Source organism: Alkalibacillus haloalkaliphilus C5, assembly GCF_000269905.1.
GTDB classification, from domain to species: domain Bacteria; phylum Bacillota; class Bacilli; order Bacillales; family Alkalibacillaceae; genus Alkalibacillus; species Alkalibacillus haloalkaliphilus_A.
Window position 1 is genome coordinate 1 of the sequence record NZ_AKIF01000023.1, and the last position, 23,650, is coordinate 23,650.

The 23,650-nt window shown below is 36.3% G+C and carries 27 protein-coding genes and 3 pseudogenes; 22 read left to right on the forward strand and 8 right to left on the reverse strand.

Features of this window, described 5'->3' with window-relative positions; translation table 11 throughout:
- The first annotated feature begins 134 nt into the window (after positions 1 to 134).
- The 3 genes from A194_RS0104130 (at position 135) to A194_RS0104140 (ending at position 2,371) form a co-directional block, all read left to right on the forward strand.
- Positions 135 to 479, forward strand: coding sequence for a hypothetical protein (locus A194_RS0104130; protein WP_017185617.1), 345 nt, complete (start codon positions 135 to 137; stop codon positions 477 to 479).
- A gap of 36 nt (positions 480 to 515) precedes the next feature.
- Positions 516 to 947: a hypothetical protein gene (locus A194_RS0104135; RefSeq protein ID WP_017185618.1), complete on the forward strand. Its 432-nt coding sequence runs from the start codon at positions 516 to 518 to the stop codon at positions 945 to 947.
- A gap of 506 nt (positions 948 to 1,453) precedes the next feature.
- Positions 1,454 to 2,371, forward strand: coding sequence for a DMT family transporter (locus tag A194_RS0104140; protein ID WP_017185619.1), 918 nt, complete (start codon positions 1,454 to 1,456; stop codon positions 2,369 to 2,371).
- Positions 2,372 to 2,634: 263 nt separating this feature from the next.
- On the opposite strand, the gene pseI is transcribed toward A194_RS0104140, so the two are convergent.
- From pseI to A194_RS19635, 5 genes and pseudogenes are all read right to left on the reverse strand, one after another.
- Positions 2,635 to 3,684, reverse strand: a complete 1,050-nt coding sequence (gene pseI, locus A194_RS0104145) for a pseudaminic acid synthase (RefSeq protein ID WP_017185620.1) — start codon at positions 3,682 to 3,684, stop codon at positions 2,635 to 2,637.
- Between the two features lie 12 nt (positions 3,685 to 3,696).
- Positions 3,697 to 4,392 carry a PIG-L deacetylase family protein gene (locus tag A194_RS0104150; protein WP_017185621.1) on the reverse strand — a complete coding sequence of 232 codons (696 nt, stop codon included), beginning with the start codon at positions 4,390 to 4,392 and terminating at the stop codon, positions 3,697 to 3,699.
- Positions 4,385 to 5,071 carry a formyl transferase gene (locus tag A194_RS0104155; RefSeq protein ID WP_017185622.1) on the reverse strand — a complete coding sequence of 229 codons (687 nt, stop codon included), beginning with the start codon at positions 5,069 to 5,071 and terminating at the stop codon, positions 4,385 to 4,387. The genes A194_RS0104150 and A194_RS0104155 overlap by 8 nt, the downstream gene beginning before the upstream one ends.
- Positions 5,072 to 5,073: 2 nt before the next feature.
- Positions 5,074 to 6,177, reverse strand: coding sequence for a UDP-2,4-diacetamido-2,4,6-trideoxy-beta-L-altropyranose hydrolase (gene pseG, locus A194_RS0104160; protein ID WP_017185623.1), 1,104 nt, complete (start codon positions 6,175 to 6,177; stop codon positions 5,074 to 5,076).
- A gap of 314 nt (positions 6,178 to 6,491) precedes the next feature.
- Positions 6,492 to 6,584 (reverse strand): annotated as a pseudogene (locus A194_RS19635) (YjcZ family sporulation protein); the annotation flags it as partial.
- A gap of 333 nt (positions 6,585 to 6,917) precedes the next feature.
- Here A194_RS19635 and A194_RS0104170 point away from each other — a divergent pair.
- Entirely contained in the window at positions 6,918 to 7,700 is a 783-nt protein-coding gene (locus A194_RS0104170; protein WP_040402320.1) for a GNAT family N-acetyltransferase, read from the forward strand.
- A gap of 430 nt (positions 7,701 to 8,130) precedes the next feature.
- Positions 8,131 to 9,222 carry an NAD(P)-dependent alcohol dehydrogenase gene (locus tag A194_RS0104175; protein WP_017185626.1) on the forward strand — a complete coding sequence of 364 codons (1,092 nt, stop codon included), beginning with the start codon at positions 8,131 to 8,133 and terminating at the stop codon, positions 9,220 to 9,222.
- A 262-nt stretch (positions 9,223 to 9,484) separates the two neighbouring features.
- Here the strand turns inward: A194_RS0104175 and A194_RS0104180 are convergent, their stop codons facing one another.
- The gene (locus A194_RS0104180; RefSeq protein WP_017185627.1) at positions 9,485 to 9,784 is read right to left on the reverse strand and encodes a nucleotide pyrophosphohydrolase; all 300 of its coding nucleotides are present in this window, start codon (positions 9,782 to 9,784) and stop codon (positions 9,485 to 9,487) included.
- A 136-nt stretch (positions 9,785 to 9,920) separates the two neighbouring features.
- Here A194_RS0104180 and A194_RS0104185 point away from each other — a divergent pair, with 136 nt between their 5' ends.
- The 5 genes and pseudogenes from A194_RS0104185 to A194_RS0104205 all read left to right on the forward strand — a co-directional run bounded on the left by A194_RS0104185 (position 9,921) and on the right by A194_RS0104205 (position 16,166).
- Positions 9,921 to 11,855, forward strand: a complete 1,935-nt coding sequence (locus A194_RS0104185; protein WP_017185628.1) for a DUF2075 domain-containing protein — start codon at positions 9,921 to 9,923, stop codon at positions 11,853 to 11,855.
- A 180-nt stretch (positions 11,856 to 12,035) separates the two neighbouring features.
- On the forward strand, positions 12,036 to 13,022 hold the full coding sequence (locus A194_RS0104190) for a TAXI family TRAP transporter solute-binding subunit (protein ID WP_017185629.1): 987 nt from the start codon (positions 12,036 to 12,038) through the stop codon (positions 13,020 to 13,022).
- 28 nt (positions 13,023 to 13,050) lie between these two features.
- The gene (locus tag A194_RS0104195; protein ID WP_237718733.1) at positions 13,051 to 13,476 is read left to right on the forward strand and encodes a DUF1850 domain-containing protein; all 426 of its coding nucleotides are present in this window, start codon (positions 13,051 to 13,053) and stop codon (positions 13,474 to 13,476) included.
- Positions 13,473 to 15,511, forward strand: a pseudogene (locus A194_RS17220) (TRAP transporter permease). The gene A194_RS0104195 and the pseudogene A194_RS17220 overlap by 4 nt, the downstream one beginning before the upstream one ends.
- 100 nt (positions 15,512 to 15,611) lie before the next feature.
- The gene (locus tag A194_RS0104205) at positions 15,612 to 16,166 is read left to right on the forward strand and encodes a SurA N-terminal domain-containing protein (RefSeq protein WP_017185631.1); all 555 of its coding nucleotides are present in this window, start codon (positions 15,612 to 15,614) and stop codon (positions 16,164 to 16,166) included.
- A gap of 53 nt (positions 16,167 to 16,219) precedes the next feature.
- Here A194_RS0104205 and A194_RS0104210 read toward each other — a convergent pair whose 3' ends face one another.
- Together A194_RS0104210 and A194_RS0104215 are read right to left on the reverse strand one after the other, a co-directional pair.
- Complete coding sequence (locus tag A194_RS0104210; protein ID WP_017185632.1) at positions 16,220 to 16,618, reverse strand: hypothetical protein; 399 nt, start codon at positions 16,616 to 16,618, stop codon at positions 16,220 to 16,222.
- A complete protein-coding gene (locus tag A194_RS0104215) occupies positions 16,618 to 16,824 on the reverse strand; it encodes a helix-turn-helix transcriptional regulator (RefSeq protein WP_017185633.1) in 207 nt (68 codons plus the stop codon). The genes A194_RS0104210 and A194_RS0104215 overlap by 1 nt, the downstream gene beginning before the upstream one ends.
- A 170-nt stretch (positions 16,825 to 16,994) precedes the next feature.
- Between A194_RS0104215 and A194_RS0104220 the strand changes: the two genes are divergently transcribed.
- The 12 genes and pseudogenes from A194_RS0104220 to A194_RS17230 form a co-directional block, all read left to right on the forward strand.
- A complete protein-coding gene (locus A194_RS0104220) occupies positions 16,995 to 17,513 on the forward strand; it encodes a hypothetical protein (protein WP_017185634.1) in 519 nt (172 codons plus the stop codon).
- A 187-nt stretch (positions 17,514 to 17,700) separates the two neighbouring features.
- Positions 17,701 to 18,021 (forward strand): hypothetical protein, encoded by a 321-nt coding sequence (locus tag A194_RS0104225; protein WP_017185635.1) that lies wholly within the window; start codon positions 17,701 to 17,703, stop codon positions 18,019 to 18,021.
- A gap of 309 nt (positions 18,022 to 18,330) precedes the next feature.
- Complete coding sequence (locus A194_RS0104230; RefSeq protein ID WP_017185636.1) at positions 18,331 to 18,777, forward strand: GNAT family N-acetyltransferase; 447 nt, start codon at positions 18,331 to 18,333, stop codon at positions 18,775 to 18,777.
- Between the two features lie 112 nt (positions 18,778 to 18,889).
- The gene (locus tag A194_RS17225; RefSeq protein ID WP_237718734.1) at positions 18,890 to 19,279 is read left to right on the forward strand and encodes an NUDIX hydrolase; all 390 of its coding nucleotides are present in this window, start codon (positions 18,890 to 18,892) and stop codon (positions 19,277 to 19,279) included.
- A gap of 25 nt (positions 19,280 to 19,304) precedes the next feature.
- Complete coding sequence (locus A194_RS0104240) at positions 19,305 to 19,649, forward strand: hypothetical protein (RefSeq protein WP_017185638.1); 345 nt, start codon at positions 19,305 to 19,307, stop codon at positions 19,647 to 19,649.
- Positions 19,646 to 20,212, forward strand: a complete 567-nt coding sequence (locus A194_RS0104245; RefSeq protein WP_017185639.1) for a GNAT family N-acetyltransferase — start codon at positions 19,646 to 19,648, stop codon at positions 20,210 to 20,212. Before A194_RS0104240 ends, A194_RS0104245 begins: the two co-directional genes overlap by 4 nt.
- A gap of 14 nt (positions 20,213 to 20,226) precedes the next feature.
- Positions 20,227 to 20,622 carry a hypothetical protein gene (locus A194_RS0104250; RefSeq protein WP_017185640.1) on the forward strand — a complete coding sequence of 132 codons (396 nt, stop codon included), beginning with the start codon at positions 20,227 to 20,229 and terminating at the stop codon, positions 20,620 to 20,622.
- A 72-nt stretch (positions 20,623 to 20,694) separates the two neighbouring features.
- Positions 20,695 to 21,051: a DUF4181 domain-containing protein gene (locus A194_RS0104255; RefSeq protein WP_017185641.1), complete on the forward strand. Its 357-nt coding sequence runs from the start codon at positions 20,695 to 20,697 to the stop codon at positions 21,049 to 21,051.
- A gap of 18 nt (positions 21,052 to 21,069) precedes the next feature.
- Positions 21,070 to 21,336: a DUF3953 domain-containing protein gene (locus A194_RS0104260; RefSeq protein WP_017185642.1), complete on the forward strand. Its 267-nt coding sequence runs from the start codon at positions 21,070 to 21,072 to the stop codon at positions 21,334 to 21,336.
- Between the two features lie 23 nt (positions 21,337 to 21,359).
- Positions 21,360 to 21,794 (forward strand): VOC family protein, encoded by a 435-nt coding sequence (locus A194_RS0104265; protein ID WP_017185643.1) that lies wholly within the window; start codon positions 21,360 to 21,362, stop codon positions 21,792 to 21,794.
- 128 nt (positions 21,795 to 21,922) lie between these two features.
- Positions 21,923 to 22,558 (forward strand): uridine kinase family protein, encoded by a 636-nt coding sequence (locus A194_RS0104270; protein ID WP_017185644.1) that lies wholly within the window; start codon positions 21,923 to 21,925, stop codon positions 22,556 to 22,558.
- A gap of 257 nt (positions 22,559 to 22,815) precedes the next feature.
- Positions 22,816 to 23,650, forward strand: a pseudogene (locus A194_RS17230) (protein kinase domain-containing protein); the annotation flags it as partial.

Sequence of the window (23,650 nt, forward strand, 5' to 3'; positions counted from 1 at the left end):
CATTAGACATGCAAGATTCACGTGTTGTGAAAATGCCGTTTTTCTTAAAATATTTCATAAATCACTTAGCTAAAAAAGGGAAGAAGAAAGGCATTGATCAAGAGTTGATTGAGAAGTATGCAAAGGAATAAACGTTGACAGTTGTAATTTTGGACATTAATGATAAAAATAATGTTAAAGGTTGGAAAAAGGTGATTCATATGAAAAGCTTTTTAAAAGTATTGTTAACCGGTGTGCAAGTAACCATTGTATTATCGCTACTCTTGTTTATAACGACTCTGTTAATGCTTGTACTAGGCTACTCTATAAATTTCGCACCGACATTATTCGGTTTGCCACTGTTTATTATTGAAGTTTATGAGACCCGGTTTTCAATCGAAGCACGTACGATGGGGCTTGCGTTATTTTTCATGATCGGTGTTATAGCTCACTTAGTGGTTCAATATTTCTTAAGGTATAAAAAAGCGAGTGTGCAGTGAAGGTGGACTAAGTAGATTGTATAAGGGGCGCTAGCAATGAAATCTAAAATTCTACTAATAGCGTTAACAGCATCGATCACCTTGAATATCTTTGTCATATTTAGCTTATTCAATCAAAAGAGCGAAGAAAACGTCGAGGAAACATTAAACCGATTTATGTTTGATGCCGCATTCCAAATTCAAGATGAAATGACAGAAGAGCAATATATTAGGATGAGCCAAACGTTGGATCATATTGAGGAGTTGTCGCGCAATTCAATGGATGACTCAGATTACTCGCGTGAAGTTTGGCAAACGATGAGTGTGGTTCATCAACAATTAACATCAGTCGATCATCACGTCCTCGAACTAGAACCAGAGACGAGAAGGGAAATCTCTCAAACAATCAACCACTCAGTCGAAAACCGAAACATAAATGAATTCGAGCAAAACATTCACCGTATTATAAATGAAAATGAAACTTATTAAGGCATCTTCCAAACAGGGAGGTGTCTTTTTTGTTTGTAAGGAAGATTGATATTGGGCGAGCGCTGATAAATTAGCTTGAGCGCTGATAAAAATTGGTGAACGCTGATAAACATCACGTGAACGCTGATAAAAATTTACGAGCGCTGATAAGTTAGTCGCGAACGCTGATAAATTATCCTGAGCGCTGATAAAAAACGTCGGTGAAATTTTGTAAGATTCAAAAACCAAGCCGCAAGCGCCAAAAAAATTGCGTGTGCGCCAGAATCCAAGCCGCGAGCGCCAAATAATTTATCTAAGCGCCAAAAAATCTAACAATCTACAAACCTTCTCCACCGCCACACCGCAATACTCCTCAGCCACAGAATTTGCCAAAATATTTTTTCATCAAAAAGGTTGCTTATAAGTGCTAAGCGTTGTAAGATGAACTAGCTTGACACAAATTAAATCAAACTTCTTAGTAGTTTGACCTGAACCTGATAGACAGAGAGAAAAGGGAGGGTTTAACGATGAGAATGAGAATGAATAACTTTATTGCCTATGGAATGGTCATCCTAGGTGCAGGCTTTTGGGGCTTAACAGGCTTATTTGTCCAAAACTTGTATGACTACGGATTCACGCCATGGCAAGTCGTCACACTTCGCTTAACATTTTCCAGCTTAATCCTACTCACGATGTTAGCACTATTAGCCAGAAGTTATTTGAAGATTCGATTGATCGATTTACCTTATTTCATTGCACTTGGCGTTGTAAGTATTGCATTTTTTAATTGGTTTTATTTCCAAGTCATGGACCTTGCATCACTTTCAGTCGCAGTCGTATTCGTCTATACTTCACCTGTCTTTGCAGCCATCATAGCTAAAATCTTCTTTAATGAAGCTCTTTCCGTCACAAAAATCATAGCCATCATTATGACGATCTTAGGAAGTGCATTTGCGATCGAATTCTTCCCAATTGGCGAATTCTCATTAACGATTCAAACGATTATATACGGCCTACTAGCAGGCTTTTTCTGCTCGACGTACAGCCTAATTGGTAAAAACGTTAGCCGTTGGTATCATCCATTTACGATTACGTTTTACGCTATGCTGTGTGGAACTATATTTTTAATTCCAACAAGTGGTATTTGGGAGAAACACGAAGCGTTTGCGAATGGTGGTGTATGGCTGAATATACTAGGTATTGTTGTCATATCAACCGTTCTAGCTTATTTACTTTACACTAACGGCTTAACGTATATCGAATCTAGCAAAGCAACAATTCTAGCTTCAATTGAAATCGTCATTGCCGTATTAGTTGGAGTAATCGCATTTAACGAAATTCTAACAGGCTGGCAATTACTTGGGTTCTTATTATTATTTGGATCCTTGTTCTTAACCGTGTTTTCATTTAAACGTAGAAGGAAACCTAAAAGAGATTCAGCGTGAACTATACTCCAGTTAGTGATTTAGCATAAGTCACTAACTGGAGATTTTTTATTGACCAACTTTAGGCATCAATCCTCTTCAGATTATTATAGCGGTCTGGTGTGTACGCAATTAATACGTACCCTGATGGGGCAGCTTTTTAGTCTGTCAAAAATCCTTTACTTTCGATCGGCTTATACGACGAAAAAAAGCTTCCATAATCATTCTGTGATCGAAAACAATAAAACGGCCTTTACCTTTTCAAAGGCTAGACCGCTTGTTGATTAAATCAAATCCCAAGACAATGGGGTTCCAGCTGTTAGTTTATGCTTTGCTCGTTGGCCGAGGACTGTATCATAGTACTTAGGTGGCAAACCGTGACCAGGCCTGACAACTCTAATATTCTCCTCAGTTAACAATGCACCAGCTTGAATATCTTGAGCAACGTAGATTGAACGCCTAAACCTTAAGGAATTTTCCTCAGCTTCTGTTGGACCATATGACACCTTCCCAAGCGCCTGCCATGCACGTCTAGATTCATTAACTAGTGTCTTCATTTCTAAAGGCTCCATAGAAAAAGCAGCATCCACGCCGCCATCCGCTCGATCTAGAGTAAAGTGCTTTTCAACAACTGTAGCCCCAAGCGCAATACTTGCAACAGCCACTCCTGTTCCTAAAGTATGATCAGATAGCCCAACTTGTACATCAAATAGTTCCCTTATGTGGGGGATAGTTAAAATATTCGTATTTTCAGGAGTTGCTGGATACGTACTTGTGCACTTTAACAAGATTAGGTCGTTACATCCTGATTCGCGTGCTGCTTTTATCGTTTCATCAAGCTCGGCTAAAGTAGCCATTCCTGTTGAAATAATCATGGGTTTGCCAGTTGCTGCTACTTTTTTAATTAACGGAAGATCGTTGTTTTCAAATGACGCTATTTTATAAAAAGGCACATTTAATTCCTCTAAAAAATCTACCGCTGTCTCGTCAAACGGTGTACTAAATGGAGTTAACCCAAGTTCATAGGCACGATCGAAAATTGGCTTATGCCATTCCCAAGGTGTATAGGCTTGTTGGTATAGTTTATATAGTGAATTCCCTTGCCATAAATTATCTTCATCACTAATAAAAAACTCGGGATTTTCAATGTTTAAAGTCATCGTATCAGCTGTATAAGTTTGCAACTTCAAAGCATGTGCACCTGAATTTGCAGCTTCTTCAACAATTTGTAGTGCACGTTCTAATGATTGATTATGGTTTCCTGACATTTCCGCAATAATAAATGGCTCGCGATTGTGGCCAACATTCCTGCCCCCTAGATTGATCTCATCCATGTCAACACCTCCTTATGACTCAATATTTCGTCCGAGAATAAATGCTTCAGCAGCCTCAACGCCTATATTTGCACCTCTCCATTTAGCTAAATGCTCTAAAGCTTTCATAGACCTTGCATGTGGCCAATCTCGCATTTCATATTCATATGCCTTTAAAGAATCTAACTTCAGCTGTAATGTATCAGAGATATCTACATACCAATTGGGGTGAAAGGCTGGTGCCGTATTAGCTGTCATCCACTCCGTACTAGAAGCAACTTCGAAAAATAAGATTTGTTTCACTAAATGATTACCTGGAATTGGACGACAGGCGGTGATGACAGCTTCATGTATTCTCCGGTGATCAATGTTAACATCACCACTATGGTGGGTGTAGACAATGTCAGGCTTTACTTGATTAATTAAGTCTTCAACAACTTTTACAATATCTAATCTGTCTAAAGAGTCCATTCGATTATCTGGAAAGTCAAACAATTGAAGAGAACAAACACCTAAAACGTCATTGGCTTTGTGTGCCGCTTTCTCTAATTCACTTAACTGCTCAGTATGCTTTTCACGATTCCTATTTTTATCGCGACTCGTAATTCCTTCTGCTAAAATAGCAGAATAAACTCTATCGCCCCTTTGAGCATGCTTTGCCATTGTGCCGCCACACCCTAACACTTCATCATCAGGGTGAGCTGCAATGACTAGAATATTCCTACTCATCTAAACCATCCCTTTTCCTTATCTTTACATCAGCATGAATCAGATCTCCTTTATAACTTGCACGTTCAAATTCTATAGTGAAATGCTTAGTATTCACGTACGCTTTTGGATATCCATCAGCATCTAGCATTCTTATGAGATCATAAACTTTCTCCAAACGATCTATCTCTTCAATATTACTCTCGCTAGGATTTCTTCTATGAAAGTGAACAACTTCGCCGCTCTGATTGATTGGTGAAGGATGAGTAGTGATCATATCGAAAATCATCTCTTCAATAACGTCTGCTGCACGTAAATAAATTTCTTCAGCGGATCCGTAAAGGTTCAATGGACGTTTGAGGAAGACCGGTCCAGCGTCTAATTCTTCCACACATTTAATGGCAGAAATTTTCGTATCGTAAATCTCTCTTGATATTAAATTTTGTAATGGACTACCACCACGTCCGAACGGCACATCAGTCATATGAAATATAATACATTCAAAGTCATTAAATATTTCTTCAGGAATGATATAAGACCAATGAGGGAAGAAAACATATTTTGGATTTATTTCTTGTAAGAATGAATAAGTTAACTCTTCCTTGTTAGAAATAAAATAAAACTCTCCATCCAAACGACTTTGTAAGTTTAGGAATAACTTAGTGTATCGTTTGTGATTTGCAGCTATAACATAATTCATGTTTAACCCCCTTCTTTAGATGAATGGTCTAACTGATTCATTTTGTTAACGACCTTTTTTACACCATTTACATCGACTAACTTTAAGCAATGCCGTGACATGTCTGTTAGTGAGTTTGGATTTTCTAAGAAACTCTCAATTACACTAGCAACTTGATCACTCGTATTATCACATGCTCTTCCAAGACTTAATATACAACCAGTTGAAGCCATTTGCTGAATGATCGATTCTTGATTTCTAGCAACTGTCATGACTGCGGAAGGTAAACCAAGGCTACACCTTTCCCAAGTAGTACTTCCTGCTGCTCCAAAGGCCAAATCAGCTTTAAGCATCAGCTCAGATATATAATCTATATGTGTAAAACACCTTATATTGGCATAAGGTTCGCATAAATTCTGTAGTGTAGTAGCATTTAAGTTAAGCTTGCCAATCACGACATCTAACTTAGTAGATTGAGGGTTTAACTGTAGGAAACCTTCAATTACTTTTCTTGTTTCATTCGTTGGATCACTACCACCCATGAAAACTAATATACGGTTTAATTTTCTTCTAATATGAGGCGTATTCATTCGGAATTCATCTCTTAACAATGCATAGCGAGGGCCTAAGAGAGTTTGACAACTCTTTGGAACTAGTTGAGCATATCTAGAATCTTGGTCGATAAAGTAGTTTTGATCTAGTAGAAGATCACTATCATGCTTTCGGTCAGCTAAATCATCTATAATCATGATCTTGTTTACATAAGGTCTTAATACTTTTTCCCAATTCATGTCAATTGCATAATGGTCAATAATTAACCAATCAATTTCCTTATGTTTTACAATTGATTTAACCTCTTCAGCATCATCCTCCCAAGAAACTTGTAACCAATCGGAATGTAGTGTAACTAAAGAAAGGTCAGTTGAACTAGCTTCGTTGAGGATGTAAACAAAGAAACCATTATCTCGAATCAAATGAATTAGGTTCCCATTTATTGGACGACAAATAAATTCAACTTTATGACCTTCTTTTCTCAATTCCTCAGCTAAAGTCAGGCACCTAATCACGTGACCTGATCCCATTTCTCGAGATGCATCAACACGAATACATATATTTTTCTGATCCATAGACATTCTACCTACTTCTTATTGATGTTAATGGTGAGTTCAATAGGAACTTGATAACTATAGTATTCAGTTTATATAAAGCGGTATAGATTATTGTGTTAAATCTTTATAAAAAGGTCGATGCCTATGAAATTTCGGAAAGGTAATAGTGGAGTTGCGATCAATAACTCTAGATTTTTAATTACTTCAGCAGAGTGAAGGGAAGTTTGAGAATTTGCATACAAAAAAGCCCCTTAACTAAAAGATAGGGGCTTTTTCGTACATTAGGTTTATGCAAACTCGCGTTAGAAGGTTGGAAAATCAGGTTACAACCCTTAGCAGTAATAAGAAGCGCCAACAATAATTAGTAAAATAAACAACACGACAACCAGCACAAAAGAATCACCGTAACGTCCTCCAGTGTATCCCATGACGAGTACCTCCTTTATCACTATAGTACATTACATCATATGTTTAGGTTGATGAAATGGGTGGGCCGGTGTTGGGGTGAAGGTAAACTATTTTAAACGTTTATACGTTAAAAAGTATTACTCAGCTTTTCCTTAAGTTTACAACAGTAAAAAAAATTTAGTACATTTGAAATGTTAGGAAAATTTGTGAAAGAGGGTGGTATTGTGGTGTTACGAACAATTAAAGCAAGAAAAAAAACGATGTTACCCAGTATGCAACTTGCAAAAGTATGGGGGAATAATTAAGACGAGGTAACGACACTGTATATCCTAACACTCTTGTTCTGGCAAATTAGGAGGAACAAGAAATATGATTCATTATGTAGAACCCCAAGAAAGAGAAAATTAGCACCATTATTTAAAAACTTTGATGACACTGTTGTTTTGTCATGTTTACAAGGTCATATGGGTAGTGCATACGTGGATGACCTTAATCATCCAACAGTAGCCCAAATCATTGTCGGGATTTTTGTATTCTATGCAGGAGACCCTGATGCGGACGAAGCGAATGAACTACTGCATAACTTACCAGACTTCACACTTGCGACCGTTAAGACAGAAGAGTGGAAGAAGAAAATTGAAACATTGCATAAAGGATCCTTTGAAAAAATCAAAAGGTATGAGTTTTATAAAAATCCGAATCACTTAAATCAAGATCACATTAAAAAGTCTGTAAGGCATATACCAGAAGGATACGAATTAAAACCAATTGACTTAAGGTTGGCTGAAGACCCTTCATTACATGAGCTTTCTGAAGACTTTATAAGTCAATTTAATTCTACTAAAGACTTTGTAGATAGAGGAATGGGCTTTGTTTTGCTTCACAAAGGTAAAGCCGTCTGTGGAGCAACCTCATTTAGTATATACGATGATGGTATTGAAATTGAAGTTGCAACACACCCTGATTATAGAAAAAAAGGCTTAGCAACGGTTACAGCTTCTGCACTTATTTTAGAGTGCTTAAGTCAAGGGCTTTACCCAAGCTGGGACGCGGCCAATATGGAATCAGTTAAGTTAGCTGAGAAACTAGGTTATAAATTTAAGACTGAGTATGAAACTTATGTTATTGGATAGAATTGTTTTAGTATTCTAAACTTATAAATTAAGATTGATCGATTAATAAGTGAGTAAGTAAAAAAGCTCTGTAACTAATTAAGTTATAGAGCTTGTTCTGTTTTAGATTATATAAATAGTAAGTAATATAAATCCTCAAGTAGAGAAGGGAGATGATTTAACCATTGCACCAAGTATAGATGCAAATGACATTAGACATGTAGTCTTTAAATAAAAATTCAAGACTGGAGCCTAGGTTCCTTAGAGGAAATCTGGGCTTATTTTATTTATTTTTGCGGTACTGTGAGCTTATCACCAGTAAATGAAAATCTTAATGCTGTTATGGTTATACTACTAAAGCAGATTGCTTGTAAACAATTTCTTAATATTAAAATGCAAATTAACTAACTATAACAGTTAGATCGTTCATTTAAATTCAAGGAGGTTCATGATGAAGATTAAAGCTGCAGTAACGGAAGGACAAGGCAAAGATTTTAGTTTTGAAGAAGTAGAATTGGCAGCGCCTAAAGCTAATGAAGTTTTAGTGAATATTATTGCGACAGGTGTTTGCCATACGGATGCAGTTGCACGTGATGAAGCGATTGCACCTCTACCTGCAGTGCTTGGACATGAAGGTTCAGGTATTGTTGAAGAAGTTGGTGATGGAGTTACCCGTCTAGAAAAAGGCGATCATGTTGTATTATCCTTTGCTCATTGCGGAGAATGTAATCATTGTTTAACGGGTCACCCAACAGTGTGTGAGGCCTTCAATGAATTGAATTTTGGTGGTAAGCATGACGATTCGACACATCGATTATCTAAAGACGGCCAGCCGCTGTCAACATTTTTTGGCCAATCGTCTTTTGGTACATATGCCGTTGCTCACGAGCGTAATGTTGTCAAAGTGGATAAAGATGTAGATTTAGCTTTGTTAGGCCCTTTAGGGTGTGGTATTCAAACAGGAGCTGGTACTGTCCTAAATAGAATTAAACCAGAATTTGGTTCAACCATTGCTATTTATGGTGCAGGTGCAGTTGGTTTAAGTGCAGTGATGGCAGCAAAAATAGCTAGTTGTAAAACAATTATTGTTGTTGACTTACACGATTCACGATTAGAGTTAGCTAAAGAGCTTGGCGCGACACATACATTAAATGGATCAAATGTTGATGTATTAGAAGAAATTAATGAACTAACAAACGGTGGTACGACGTATGCAGTAGAAACAACAGGTGTTCCACCAGTCGTTCGACAAAGTTTACAAGCATTACGTCCACTAGGTGTTTCTGCGATTGTCGGTGTAACTCCAGAAATGGATATCGACGTGCACAATGACTTAATGGCTGAAGGGAAAACAATGGTAGGTGTCATTGAAGGTGATTCAGTACCAAATGTCTTCATACCAGAATTAGTTGATTACTACAAAACAGGACAATTCCCATTCGATAAACTGGTTAAATTCTATGACTTTGAGGAGATTAACGAAGCCTTTGAAGATTCTAAAAATGGTGAAACAATAAAACCGATCTTAAGAATTGAGAAATAATAAACTTTAGAAGTTCTATGGATTCGATCAAATCAACCAAGCTTTTGAGAAATCAGGGAATGGGTTAGTTATAAAACCTATCCTAAAAATAAAAGAGTAAAATCATGCACCTTTCAACTTGTTTGAGAGGTGCTGTTTTATTGCTATTCCCTTGTAAAAATACTGAGTTTTTATAACTTCTATAACAACGATCGAAATTAAAAGTTCCGAGTCTTGTTATTTCTCCAATTAGTATTAATTGTATGGGTTTATACATTTGATCCTAACTTGGATACTTCTCCTCATTTTTCTTCAACTTTTCCTCAATTATTTCTTGAATATCTAGTTCAAGGTCTGAGCACAGCATCAGTGAGTAGATTAAAACATCTGCAATTTCTTCTTGGATATTGTCTTTGTTAGATTCTAATGCTGATTCACTATCTTTCCATTGAAAGTCCTCTAATAATTCAGCTGCTTCGATCGAGATTGAAATCGCTAAGTCTTTAGGGTTATGGAATTGTCGCCAATTTCGTTCATCTCTAAATTCATTAATTGAATTAATTAACTTATGTATATCACTCACTTGTCATCTACTCCTAACTTTAATAGTTTATCATTTCAGTCTTTAGAAAATTTTAGTAATATGTAGTTATAGTATAATATTTTATCATTTCTATTATATAATTCACATTGATTGTGTTGGGTTAGGAGGAGTATATGTGATTGTATATGAAGCGAGTAAACAAGAATTCCTTAATCACGTTGATCAAGATGAGCTTGTCACTCACATATTGGACGTGTTTGAGCAAAAGCTAGGGCATACTAGCGAATCTGAGATACGTTCTTGGGACAACTCGATGTTACATATGTATCGCGTCTTAAATGACGAAGAAATTCCTAATGACGCTGGAGTTGCTATAGAATATAAAATTCCCTATACGTCAAAAAGAGTTGATTTCTTATTGTCTGGATATGATGGGGAAAATGACCATGTAGTGATAGTTGAGTTAAAGCAATGGTCTGAAGTTGAAAAGGTGGAAGGGAAAGAAGCAATCGTCAAAACGGCACTAAATAGAGGGTTGCGTGAAGTGGCACATCCATCTTATCAAGCATGGTCTTATTCAGCTTTAATTGAAGACTATAACGAGAATGTTCAAGAACAGTCTATTAAACTTCAACCTTGTGCTTATTTACATAATTATAGAAGAACAAAACATGATGCTTTGACAGATGAGTACTATGATTATTATCTCAATTTAGCACCTGTTTACACAAAAGGTGATGTTGCTAAGCTTAGAGGTTTCATAAAGAAGCATATTAAATATGGAGATCAAAAAGAGGTCCTATATCAAATAGAGCAAGGAAGAATAAGACCATCAAAATCACTTCAAGACTCACTAACAAGTATGTTGCAAGGTAATGACGAGTTTATTATGATTGATGATCAAAAAGTTTTCTATGAAACGGCATTGGAACTAGCTGAAAGAGCCGTGCAAACTGACACAAAACAAGTCATGATTGTCGAAGGTGGCCCAGGTACAGGTAAATCAGTAATGGCTATTAACTTATTAGTTGCGATGAGTAATAAGTCGTTAACTTGCCAGTATGTTACGAAAAATTCAGCTCCTAGAAATGTTTATTCTACCAAACTTAAAGGTGATTTCAAAAAAACGAGAATTGATAATTTATTTAAAGGTTCTGGCAGTTATACTGATACAGAAGAAAATGAGCTAGACGTTTTAATAGTGGACGAAGCTCATAGGTTAAATGAAAAATCAGGTATGTTTCAGAACTTAGGAGAAAACCAAGTGAAAGAAGTCATTCATACTAGTAAGCTATCAGTTTTCTTCATCGATGAAAATCAACGTGTTACTTTGAAAGATGTTGGTAACATTGAAATGATTAAAGGGTTCGCAGAGGAATACGGGGCTGAGCTAACGTATGGAGAGTTAGCTTCCCAATTCAGGTGTGATGGTTCAGATGGATATATTGCATGGCTTGATGATGTTTTACAAATTAGAGAAACAGCTAATGTCAATGATATGAGTATAGACTATGATTTTAGAGTATTCTCTGACCCGCATGAAATGAAACAAGAGTTAATGCAAAAGAACAAACTCAATAATAAGTCAAGGATTGTAGCAGGTTATTGTTGGGATTGGCCTAAAGATCAACGTAATAAAACCGACTATCACGACATTGAAATAGAAGAACATGACTTTTCTATTAGTTGGAACCTAGGAAATACAGACACATGGGCTATTGATGAAGAATCTATACATGAAGCGGGTTGTATTCACACAAGTCAAGGGCTTGAATTTGATTACGTAGGTGTAATCATTGGAGATGATTTACGTTATGAAAATGGCGAAGTGGTAACTGATCATACAAAACGCGCCAAATCCGATCAGTCACTCAGAGGGATTAAGAAGCGGCTCAAAGAAGACCCTGAAGAAGCTCAAAAACTAGCTGATCGGATTATACGAAATACTTATAGAACACTTATGACACGAGGCCAAAAAGGTTGTTTTGTATATTGTACAGATAAAGAGTTAGAACATTACTTGAGGGAGCGTCTGAAGAGGGAGAAAGAATATAACGAAATGATTAATGAAGAATTGAAAGTGGCGGAGAAAAGAATTGGTTATAAATAAAAATCATAACTTAATATACATTATGCCTTAGTAGTTGCTCTAGTTTTTCCACATTCACGTTACTGGAAAATGTCTTTCATTTTTTTGAATTTTATAATAGATTTTTTAAGTAGAATTATGATAAAATGTCTTTTGTCTAAAAACAATAAAAGTTTAATGATTTAATAGGAGGGGACTTTCATGAACAAGAAATTTATAAGCGCTTTCACATTAATGTTAGCGGTATCACTAATTTTAGCTGCTTGTGGTGGCGACAATGGTGATCAGGCTGATACTGATGGTGGAGAAGGTGAAGGTTTAGATACGAACATTGCAACAATTGCAACAGGTGGTTCTTCTGGTCCTTATAACATTATTGCCACAACATTAGCGGAAGCTTATACTGATGAATTAGGTGTTAACGCTCGTACTGAAACAACGGGTGCATCAGTAGAAAATATGAATCTACTTAATAGAGAAAGTGTAGAAATGGCATTTGTCATGAGTGACGTTTTAAGTCAAGCAGTTGAAGGTGAGCAAAACTTCGAAGATAACTCAATTGATAACGTACAACAAATCGCAACTCTATACCCTAACTATGTACAAGTTGTAACGACTGCTGACAGTGGAATTGATACACTTGATGACTTAGAAGGTAAGCGTGTAGCTGTAGGTGACCAAAACTCAGGTGTAGAAGTTAACGCACGTACACTTTTAGAAGGTCATGGAATTACGTATGATGATATCGATGAAGATTACTTAGGTTATGCTGAAGCAGCTGATGGTATTCGTACAGGTCAAATTGATGCTGCATTCTTAACGAGTGGACTACCAAACTCTTCAGTATTAGAATTAGCTGAATCAGTTGATCTACAAATTGTAACGATTGAACAAGAACGTGTTGAAGAAATTGCTGAAGATAAAGAGTACTTCGTTTCACTTGAAATTCCAGAAGGTACTTATAACAATGATGAACCAATTGAAACAGCTGCGATTATGAACGCTTTAGTTGTTCGTTCTGACCTAAGCGAAGATGATGTTTATGAGTTAACGAAAACATTATTCGAGAACTTAGAGCAACTTGAAAATTCACACCAAGCAGCATCTGATATCAACTTAGAAGATGCACAAGAAGGAATGGTTGCACCAATCCACCCAGGGGCGCAGCGTTATTACGATGAACAATAAATGGTTGATTAGGGGCACTTTAATCATAGTGCCCCTATTTTTAACCTTTTTTCACTGGTCTGTTATTAAAATTGAATCAGACGGTGAGAGCTATTTCCTTAATAGCGATTCTTTTACGTTAACTTGGATTCACTCTGTTGAAAATGAACCATGGTATGAAGTCTATGAACGTGATGGAAGACAACTCGTATTAACAGAGACTTATTTCAAAACGTTTGGTGCAGGTGTTCCATCTGAAGGAGAAATCATTGAAAGTGATGATGGCTTTATTCGAATGGCTGTAAATCGAGAGATGAGTCAAATGAATATGATCGTGTCTGATCATACGGAAACAACGATTTTAACAGATACAAAGGAAATCCCTTTATATGAACTTTTTAAGCCGTATAGTGAGATTGAAATCAAAGTACAAAGAGTCTATCTTTGGAATATGTGGGGAGGGAAACCGTTATGAGTCAAAATGACGTAAAAGACCCTGTTGAAAAACAAGGCAATAATTCTAATGAAATAGATACTAACGAAGAAGTAGATAAGCAAGAAATACTAGAAAAATACGATAAACAATCTAAGATAAGGGATTTAGATAATCGCAAGTTCATATTCTGGACGTTGTTTATCATTGCTGCACTATATTCAGTTTATCATTTGTGGATTCAGTTTAATCCAATGCCTGCATTACAACAGCGTTCGATCCATGTTGCAGTTGGCCTTGCTTTAATTTTCTTAATTTACCCGACTTTTGCAAGTCAAAACCGTAATAAGGTTCCATTTTATGACTGGATTTTATTTGGTTTAAGTTTTTACTCAAGTTATTATATTTTAACGGAATATACAGCGATAGTAACTGAGCGTGGTGGTATTCCTAACACGATGGATATTATTGTAGGGATCATGACTGTCCTATTGATTTTAGAAGCGGCAAGACGTGTAACTGGCTTATTTTACCTGTCTTTGCTTTAATCTTCTTGTCATATCCATTCTTTAGTCATATGGACTTCTTACCAATGCGACTCATGACACGTGAGTTTGATTTGGGCGATATTTTTGGGCAATTGTATTTAACAACAGAAGGTCTTTATTCCACAGCAATTGGAGCTTCCGTGAGCTTTATTTTCTTATTTATTTTATTTGGTGCGTTTTTACAAAAATCTGGCCTAGGACAGTTCTTTAATGATATCGCAATGGCGTTAGCTGGACATAGACAAGGTGGTCCAGCTAAGGTTGCGACAGTCTCCAGTGGTTTTATGGGCAGTATTAACGGAGCGGCAGTTGCGAACACTGTAAGTACTGGTTCGTTTACGATTCCATTAATGAAGAAAATTGGCTATAACAAGAACTTCGCTGGGGCTGTTGAAGCGAGTTCCTCGGTAGGTGGACAAGTCTTGCCACCAATAATGGGTGCAAGTGCCTTCATAATGGCTGAAACGACAGGAATTAACTATGGAACAATCGCATTAGCTGCGTTAATTCCAGCCGTTTTATACTATATAGCTGTTATTATGCAAGTTCACTACCGTGCAGGTAAACAAGGACTTAAAGGTATTCCAAAAGCTGATTTACCTCGAGTGAGAGAAGTAATGAAAGAAAGAGGGCATCTACTGATCCCTATTGTCGGTTTAATCGTCATGTTGTTCCAAAACATGCCGGTAGGACGTGCAGCATTCTGGACGATTGTTTTAACAATTGTTGTCGCTTCATTTAGAAAAGCTACACGTATGGGACCAAGGGATGTCATGGATGCATTAGTATTAGGTGCTCGTCAATCATTAGCTGTTATGATTGCCTGTGCGGTAGTTGGAATTATAATTGGTGTTGTTAGCTTAACAAGTTTCGGTACAGTTATGACTTCATCTATTCAAAGTTTAGGTGCCGGTTCATTATTCTTAACACTATTCTTTACCATGTTAGCGTCGATGTTATTAGGTATGGGGCTACCATCCATCCCAGCTTATATCATCACGGCAACAATGGCAGCACCAGCATTATCTGAATTTGGTATACCTGTATTAGTGGCTCACATGTTTGTATTCTACTTTGGTATCTTTGCTAACGTAACACCTCCGGTAGCTTTAGCGGCATTCGCTGGTGCTGGAGTGTCAGGTGGTAACCCAATGATTACAGGATTCCAAGCATTAAAGCTATCATTAGCAGGATTCATCATTCCTTATCTGTTTGTGTTTGATCCAACGTTGTTAATGATTGACACAACAGGAGTTGCAACGAACGCAACGGAGTTTGGTCTTCCACCAATAATGGATATCTTACTAGTAGTCACAACAGCAATTATTGGAATTGTCGCTCTAAGTGCGGCCTTAGAAGGTTTCTTCCATACCTTCATAAATCCATTCTTAAGAATTGTGCTGTTAACAGGTGCTCTACTATCAGTGGTACCAAGTTTAACGACAGATGTGATTGGATTATCAGTAGTTGCTATTATTCTAGCAATGAACTTCATGCAAGCTCGTAAGAAAAATGAAAAGCTAGCTTAAAAAGTAGACTCGAGTGTTAGCAAGTGCTGACCTCGAGTCTTTTATATTTTTGTGATAATATGATAGGGAAGTTGGCTTGTAAATAAATAGAGGTGAACCCATGCAAAAACTAATCTACACAACAATCCTATCCACTCTCATCTTCATCGCCGGCTGCACAGGCTCTCAGTATGATCTGGACGAAACAGCGGCGGTTGTTAAAGGTGAAGAGATTACGGTTGGTGATGTATTGTTTGAATTTAATGTTGATGATGACGAGTTGCCACATGCCGTTGAAACTTATGTGGTGGAGTACCTTGTGGTGCAAGAAGCTCAAGATATGGGGATTGATGTATCTGAAGAAGTAGAAATGCACGGACAATTTTTAGGTGCTTACCCTTCTGAAGAAGTTGATACTGACCAAGCCAATCAGATTCGTCAGTTTGCAGAATCACGTGCTGACTTGTTTGATATGGACCCAGAGACATATCATGAAGAGTATACTAGGAAACGCACTGAGGTTAGCGCATACTCAACTGCATTTGCTGAAGAGTACGTGGACTTTGATGAACTAGATACAGACGAAGACATAGAAGAGGCAGATATAACGATGCAACAAATCATCGATGACTTATATGAAGAGTATGAAGATGAAATTGAAGTTCATATAGAATAAGAGGTTACAGAAAGGGAGTTGGTTTAGACCAGCTCCCTTTTATTTGACTAAAGTTATCTTTTCCTCACGATCAAAGCTCCAATTCCAATTACAAACATATACGTTATAGCAATAATCCATAAATAAATAGTGGGAATATGTTCTATTTCAATATAGCTTGCAATGCCAAGTAGAGTAAAAAGTAATGCAAAGATGATATGAGGTGTGATGGCATGGAATTTAAGTTCATTATATCTTGTTCGTTCATCAATTTCTGGTAATAGATCATTCTTTCGATAGTTTTGAACAACATTAATGATGATTACAATAATCCCCGCTGTTAAGAATCCAGATATGGACCCAAGATTCATCTTACCATCTCTTAAATAAATAATGAACTGTCCGATAAATCCACCTATAATGGTGCCGATTCCAGCAAATGCCAATGTCCATTTTTGAAGTTTCTTTTTCATTATAACTCCTCCTCTAACGTAAATACTTCTTCAACTGATTGATCAAAGTAATGAGCAATTTTCATCGCTAATTCAAGGCTTGGGTTATATTTACCTTTTTCTATTGCTGTAAGAGTCTGGCGCGTAACTTGTAAATCCTCAGCCATTTGTAGTTGTTTTATCCCTTTTTCTTTGCGGATTTGTTTAATCTTATTTCTTACTGGCATGGCATCACCACCTTATATGTAAAGATATCTTTACATAATTTGTAACAAAATATAAGCATTTTGTAAAGGTATCTTTACATTTTTGTGGAAATCTTTGTAAAGCAGTATAATAATGAGCAATAATGTGTGTTAAAAAGACTATTAATAAGAGAAAGGTGGGAATAAGAGAAATGCTTTGGATCACGCTAACAGCTGTTTACGTTATTTCATTTATATTAATCTATAACTTTATTAAGCGACAAAACCGATATGAACCTTATTATGAGCGGATGAATCCATTAATGATAGTCGTTGTAGCTGCGCTGCTCGCTTTACCAATACTAGTTGTTGTAGTAGCTGTTTTATTTGCGATTATTGGATCAGTTAGTTTAGTCGATATGGTGTTTTCATATAACTTGAGCACGAACCAACTTGTTGTTTTAGGTGTTACTTTTATCATCTACTTGTATACATTAGATAGTGTATTTGAACTGATCCTGAAGTTATTCGTTAGACAAGTTCTCTTATATACACTATTGATTTTCTTAGTTCGTGTGGGAGCCTTTTATATAATTGGTTCAATTGCAGGTTTGCCAAAACAAACAGGGCTAGCTATTGCAATAGGTGTAAGTGCAACAGTGTTGTTAATTGAGATCCTGTTCAAATTACGAGAAAAAACGGATGAAAAACAGTGTGCAGACAAGGTGTAGAGGCCATCAAATATGGTCTCTTTTTTTAGTAGTTGACAAGAACGCCTGTTCGGATATAATTATAATTGAAGACTTCACATTTCCTCAGTCTAACTTACCTTAATACGTTTAAGATAGACACTCCAAACGTTAGTTAATACCCTAATTATACAATTTGAAAATGCTCTTATGTGAAAGGAGAAAGCCTATGGGTCATGACATTTTTGGCTACAATCATGCCGGTAGAAAAATTGCTTATGCTCGTTTTAGTATGTCGAACTATAATGCTGATGTTTTGTACAAAGTACTAGATTCAGAAGAACATAATGGAGGTGTAAGTGGTGTTGGTGCACGCTCCACTTTCTCTGTTACCCAGATGGAACATGCACTTCAAGAATTTATCCACTCATACGAAAACAAGTACACCTTATCAGGAAATGATCCGGACAATGTGCAAATCAAAGAATTCCTTGAAAACTGTCTTGAGACAGCTCAAAAAGAAGGCGAAGTGGAAGTGTGTTTTGCTTGATGCCTCGTTTAACCTCGGTAACAATCTTCAAGTATTGAATGTTTTCTCGAAAGAAAGTTGAGTTTCATTTGAAAGACTGATGTGAGGAATGTGAGGTCTTTTAATCAAACAAACTTGATCATTAATAAACAGTCACTATTCAGTTGATTTCTTTAATATATTATATGATAGCGGGATAAATAGATTGGTAGTTCAGTTTGGTTCATAATTGAACTACTTTTTATTTTATAGAAAAGTCCGTAAAGTAATTTTATGGTAAAATGTGAAGTGTAGGTTTTAAAGAGACTGTAGAGTCCGGGGAGGGATAAGGTGAAGATTAGAAAAGCAGATAATACTGATTGTAACCGCCTGAGCACAATTGCATATAACTCAAAGTCTTACTGGGGATACTCACAAGACTTTTTAGATAAATGTAAAGAAGACTTAACGGTCACTGTAGAATATATTAAAAACAACCCTACTTATGTAATGATCGAGGGAAAAGAAATCGTCGCTTTCTATAGTTTTTCACTAAGTAATGAACAGCTAGATGCATTATTTATTGATCCTGTTTACATAGGTAAGGGCTTTGGTCAATTATTATGGATAGATTTAATGAAGAGGGTAAAAGAATTAGGTGTTAAGCAATTCACAATTGATAGTGATCCTGGCGCAGAAGGTTTTTATTTAAAGATGGGTGCAGAGAAGGTGGGTTATACACCATCAACTGTATTCCCGCAACGTAGCCTGCCTTTATTGAAAGTTAAAGTAACCTAATAAGGAGGAACGCTATGACAAGCGAGCAGAATTACCACCGAGCCTCGGTGTCTATGGGCTTTGTATTGAAAACGAGAAATTATTAGTTATACATAAAAGCGGTGGTCCTTATATTAATAGATTTGACTTGCCAGGTGGAAGCTTGGAAGAGGGAGAGTCATTAACAGATGCGCTGAGAAGAGAAGTGCATGAAGAAACGGGTTTGCAAGTGGAAATAGATGAAAATATTGGTGTGGTCGACTTTAAGCTACCTTGGTTGTGGAAAGGTCACACGGATGTGCATCATATCGCTGTTTTCTATACAGTTAGACAAGTTGCTGGAGCGTTAATCGAGCCAAATCAATTTGAAGGTCAAGACTCTCTTGGCGCTTTATGGGTGTCAGAGGAGGAAGTGTCCTTGGATAACGCTTCACCGCTAGTTTTAAAAGCTTTTGATTGGATGAAAACTAAGAAACTAACGATTGAGGCCGAGTGTTTTGATGAATGGAAGGTATTAAATTAGTTAAGATTTAAAAGGTGGGACTATATTGTTTGTGGGATTTATTAGTGTATTAATTCCGGTCGCAACGATTGTCTTGTTAATCGTTGGGCTAATCTTTTCTAGAAAGCTTTCTTTTACTGGTGGTTTTTATTTTTTCTTATTGCTCTTAATTAGTGAGCTATACCAAATTATTTTGGGGACAGGTGGTTTTAGAATAATGGATTACTTCCTAGAACATGGTCCGCCAATGGGGATGACTATGGGAGAGTTTGTAGTGTGGACTACATATATTCCTAGGGTATTAGAATTAATAGCATTTACTTTTTTAGTCGTTGGATTGTTTAAACTATGGAAGTCAAGTACAAGTAACACAAAGGAGATGTCTTATTGAATATAGTTGAAAACACGTTTGATATCGTATCAGAAACTGATCGGTTAATTATTAAGCCTTTAGAGAAATCTGATTACGAAAGTTGGCTCGATGCCTTTGAAAGTCGAAAGCCTTCGCAGCACCGTCATGATGAAGGCAAGCGAGACATGAGTAATTGTACAAAAGAGTGGTTTCGTGATTTAGTAGACAAGCATCAGGAGTTGGCCAATTCAGATACGGCGTTTGTTTTTGGTCTTTTTAGAAAAACGGACGGCGTTCATATTGGAATGATAGATTTCTCAACGCTTGTACGAGATAACTTCCAGTGGGGAAGGATTGGGTATTCAATTCATAACCATCAATGGCGCAATGGATACGGTCAAGAAGCAGTTAAAGAAGCTCTCGAAATAGGTCATAAACAATTAAACTACCACCGTATTGAAGCGCATATTAATGTGGATAATGATGCGTCTTTTCAATTGGCAGAGCGTGTCGGAATGGAGTATGAGTGTACGAGAAAAGAATTTATCTATGAATTTGGTGATTGGACGGATAACTTAGTTTACTTTAAGAATTCGGTTTAAAAAGGTGATAGAGCATGAAAAATAATAGTATTTTAATAGTTATGGCATTAATTTTAACAAGCTTAGTTCTTACGGCGTGTTATTCAGATTATGAGGAACTTTCCTTTAAAAACGAAACAGATCATTGGGAAGTAGAGTATTTCGTTTCGATTAGAGGAGGAGATAGTGAAAACGTCAGTCTAATAATGGAGTATATTGGTGAAGGTGAACCACCAGAAAGCATTAGTTATTCCGTTGATGCTGTGACTAGTTCTACTAGAGGGGGAGACATATTTATTTCTAATGGTGTACTCAATAACTCTATTGGGAGATGTGTTGATTGTGAAGTAACTCAAGAAGATGCAGAGATTGATGTTGATATTAGATGGGAAGGCAACCATGAAAGAATGATGTTGGAATTAGAGGACTGAGTGTTTTAAATGGATGTTTAGAAAAATGTGTTAAAATAGAAGTGAAAGGTTACCTTGTGGGAGGGTATGATCATGATTGAGATGATGGTTATAGTTGCTTTTATTATGTTTATAACATGGTTATTGATGTGTTATGTGTATATTAAATATAATCTTCCCGTTGAAATGTATCGAACCGTTAATCAATTTCATAAATGGTTAGAGATTAGTTTATTCGTTATGTTCATAGCTTCTGTAACCGTATTAATGCTCACTTCCCTTTACACATTCCTGGAGCCTGTCATTATAGCTTTTCTCACAATAGGGTTTGGAGTTAGAGCTTATATGGAGTACAAACATGGAATAGAAGAAAAATCACACCTTCCTGATCTGGTAGCTGCTGTCGGTAGTAGTGTCACTTTAATTGTTGTTATTATGTTTTTGATATAAGATGTTAGGAGTAGATTTATGGAAACATTCGATTTTAAACCAATTAAAATAATTTTTGCTGTCTTAACTTTAATTCTTGTTGTGCCATTTTTGTTTAACCCATCTGTTGGGATTGTTTTAACTTTATTGCTGTTATCATTAAGCTTTTTAATAGCTACTTTAGGATTCGAACAATTTGAGAAGAAACGAATAGCATTATCTATTATTCTTGTTGTAACGTCACTGTTTACAGCAGGTGCAGCGATCTATGTGTTGTGGCTTACATCTAGTCTTGTGATAAGCTAAAATTTCTAAATGGAGTGTGACTTATGGTTGGAGTAGAAATTGATTTAGTTGTGAAAGATAGCTTGAAAGCATTAGAGTTGTACGAAAAAGTATTTGACGTAAAACGTGTAGAAGTTTCAAACCTTCCTCGTGGTGAAAATGAAGCAGTCTTCAAATTGTACGAGGTTCTATTTCATTTGTTGGATGAAAATCCTGATTTTTATCTGATTGCACCAAAGCCAGACGACCCTAAAACAAGTTGGGTAAACGTAACGGTCCCAGACATTAATGAAACGTACTCAAAAGCAATGGAAATGGAGTGCACGGAAATTCAACCAGTAACTGAACTTCCAGATCACGGTGTTTCCAATGCTATATTTATGGATCCTTTCGGTTACGTATGGATGCTGCATCAAGTTCATAAAGAAGTGAGTCATGAAGAGCGTTTGCAGTTATGGGAAGAGCAGAAGAAAAAATAATGAAGGTAAAAAGGAAGGCGCGCTAATGAGTAGCGTGCCTTCTTTAAATTAATTTTTGTTAATTTACTTTTTAAAATTGATTTGAGAGCGATTCAAATAATCTAGCAAAGAAAATAGAGGGGGCAAATATGGAAGACATATTATATAAGATAGCTAATTTGGTAAATAAGAAAGATGAGAAATTAATCATCGGTATATCAGGTCATGGCGCCTCTGGTAAAACAACGTTTGCTAACAACCTTGTAGGCTTGCTGGAGGAAGAAGTTAATTATTTAAATACTGATCCATATATTATTACTGATGCTAGGAAGTACACGACGATTGATTATGAATATAACAATGAATGTTTTTCTTATAAGATGACAGCTTGTCACCCGGCTGCTCATAATTTGTTAGCTTTAGAGAGAGATATAAACATGATTAGAAATTCACTAGATTTTTATACAATTGGCACTCATTACACGGAAAGTACTTTGGTTTCCTCACAAAAAGATATAAGTATTGTAGAGGGGATGAGTGTTGCATTTCTTAATCCAAAATTATTTGATCTAACCATTTATTTATACACGGATGGAGAAACTGAATTAATAAGAAGAGGGATCCGTGATGTTTCGGAAAGAGGAGCAGATTTAAATTACATAAAACATTCTCATGAACAACGTAGAATTCAATATCATTTATTTATGCATGATGATTGTCAGCAATTTGATATTGTAATAAAGAACTCCGATGAAGAATCTATCTTGGAAAAATTCAGGGTATAGAAAAATGCACGCTAGTTATTAGCGTGCATTTTTTATGTTAATTTATTTGGAATTTTATGTTAACATTAATTTTAGATATTCAATTAACAATCAAGTGAATGAAGAGTTGAATAGGCAAACTGATCCGTTTTTTAAAACTATAGGAGAGTGTTCACTTGAATTTAAAGTTATGAACACCTAGTGCAGGTGTTGCTTGGTGTTCATAATACTTCTGATCCAGATGTGTAAGAAGGTTGAGAAAATAATGGAGGCTTTAAATGAGCGAATTACAACTTATATATTTAGATAACGTGTCACTTCATTTAAAAGAGAAACATAACTTCGAATGGCTTACGAATATGGGGGGAGTCTTCACCGTTTTTGATGAACAAGACTCAGGAAATATATGTTTCGGTGTTGAAAAGAATGGTACAAAAAAGTTTGTAAAGTATGCTGGTGCAAAGACAAAAGAATATAGAGGACAACCAGAAGATGCAGTAGTAAGGTTAAAGGAATCAATTCCGCTTTATGAAGATTTGCGACATAAACACTTAATAAAATTACTTGACCATTTTGAGGTTGAAGAAGGGTATGCGTTAGTGTTTGAATGGTTTGATGGCGAATGTCTTCACTCTCATTGGGCTTTTCCACCACCTCATAAATACACTCATCCTGATTCTCCTTTTTATCGCTATAAGATCTTACCGATTGAACAACGCTGAGATTCATTTAAAACTATTTTAGAATTCCACCTATATGTTGAAAGAAATAACTATGTAGCAGTTGATTTTTATGACGGAAGTATTTTATATGACTTTAAAAATAATGTAACAAAAATTTGTGATATAGATTTATATAAGAAAAAGCCATTTACTAACACAATGGGGAGGCTTTGGGGTTCTTCAAGGTTTATGTCACCAGAAGAATTCGAATTAGACTCTAGTATTGATGAAAGAACAAATGTATTTAATATGGGTGCCATTGCATTCGGCTTGTTCGGTGGAGAACTTGATCGATCAAGATCAAAGTGGGAAGCAGGAGAAGAACTTTATCAAATAGCCATGAAGGCAGTCAAATTAGATAGATTAGATAGATATTCGACAGTAGAAGAAT

Excerpts from the sequence above, each read along its gene's own strand:
- A194_RS0104225 (WP_017185635.1), top strand. The coding sequence starts at position 17,701 with ATGGGTCATGACATTTTTGGCTACAATCATGCCGGTAGAAAAATTGCT.
- A194_RS0104265 (WP_017185643.1), top strand. The coding sequence starts at position 21,360 with ATGGTTGGAGTAGAAATTGATTTAGTTGTGAAAGATAGCTTGAAAGCA.
- A194_RS0104215 (WP_017185633.1), bottom strand. The coding sequence starts at position 16,824 with ATGCCAGTAAGAAATAAGATTAAACAAATCCGCAAAGAAAAAGGGATA.
- pseG (WP_017185623.1), bottom strand. The coding sequence starts at position 6,177 with ATGGATCAGAAAAATATATGTATTCGTGTTGATGCATCTCGAGAAATG.
- A194_RS0104210 (WP_017185632.1), bottom strand. The coding sequence starts at position 16,618 with ATGAAAAAGAAACTTCAAAAATGGACATTGGCATTTGCTGGAATCGGC.
- A194_RS0104140 (WP_017185619.1), top strand. The coding sequence starts at position 1,454 with ATGAGAATGAGAATGAATAACTTTATTGCCTATGGAATGGTCATCCTA.
- A194_RS0104205 (WP_017185631.1), top strand. The coding sequence starts at position 15,612 with ATGCAAAAACTAATCTACACAACAATCCTATCCACTCTCATCTTCATC.
- A194_RS0104260 (WP_017185642.1), top strand. The coding sequence starts at position 21,070 with ATGGAAACATTCGATTTTAAACCAATTAAAATAATTTTTGCTGTCTTA.
- A194_RS0104135 (WP_017185618.1), top strand. The coding sequence starts at position 516 with ATGAAATCTAAAATTCTACTAATAGCGTTAACAGCATCGATCACCTTG.
- A194_RS0104270 (WP_017185644.1), top strand. The coding sequence starts at position 21,923 with ATGGAAGACATATTATATAAGATAGCTAATTTGGTAAATAAGAAAGAT.
- pseI (WP_017185620.1), bottom strand. The coding sequence starts at position 3,684 with ATGGATGAGATCAATCTAGGGGGCAGGAATGTTGGCCACAATCGCGAG.
- A194_RS0104220 (WP_017185634.1), top strand. The coding sequence starts at position 16,995 with ATGCTTTGGATCACGCTAACAGCTGTTTACGTTATTTCATTTATATTA.
- A194_RS0104190 (WP_017185629.1), top strand. The coding sequence starts at position 12,036 with ATGAACAAGAAATTTATAAGCGCTTTCACATTAATGTTAGCGGTATCA.
- A194_RS0104175 (WP_017185626.1), top strand. The coding sequence starts at position 8,131 with ATGAAGATTAAAGCTGCAGTAACGGAAGGACAAGGCAAAGATTTTAGT.
- A194_RS0104155 (WP_017185622.1), bottom strand. The coding sequence starts at position 5,071 with ATGAATTATGTTATAGCTGCAAATCACAAACGATACACTAAGTTATTC.
- A194_RS0104250 (WP_017185640.1), top strand. The coding sequence starts at position 20,227 with ATGAAAAATAATAGTATTTTAATAGTTATGGCATTAATTTTAACAAGC.
- A194_RS0104255 (WP_017185641.1), top strand. The coding sequence starts at position 20,695 with ATGATTGAGATGATGGTTATAGTTGCTTTTATTATGTTTATAACATGG.
- A194_RS0104150 (WP_017185621.1), bottom strand. The coding sequence starts at position 4,392 with ATGAGTAGGAATATTCTAGTCATTGCAGCTCACCCTGATGATGAAGTG.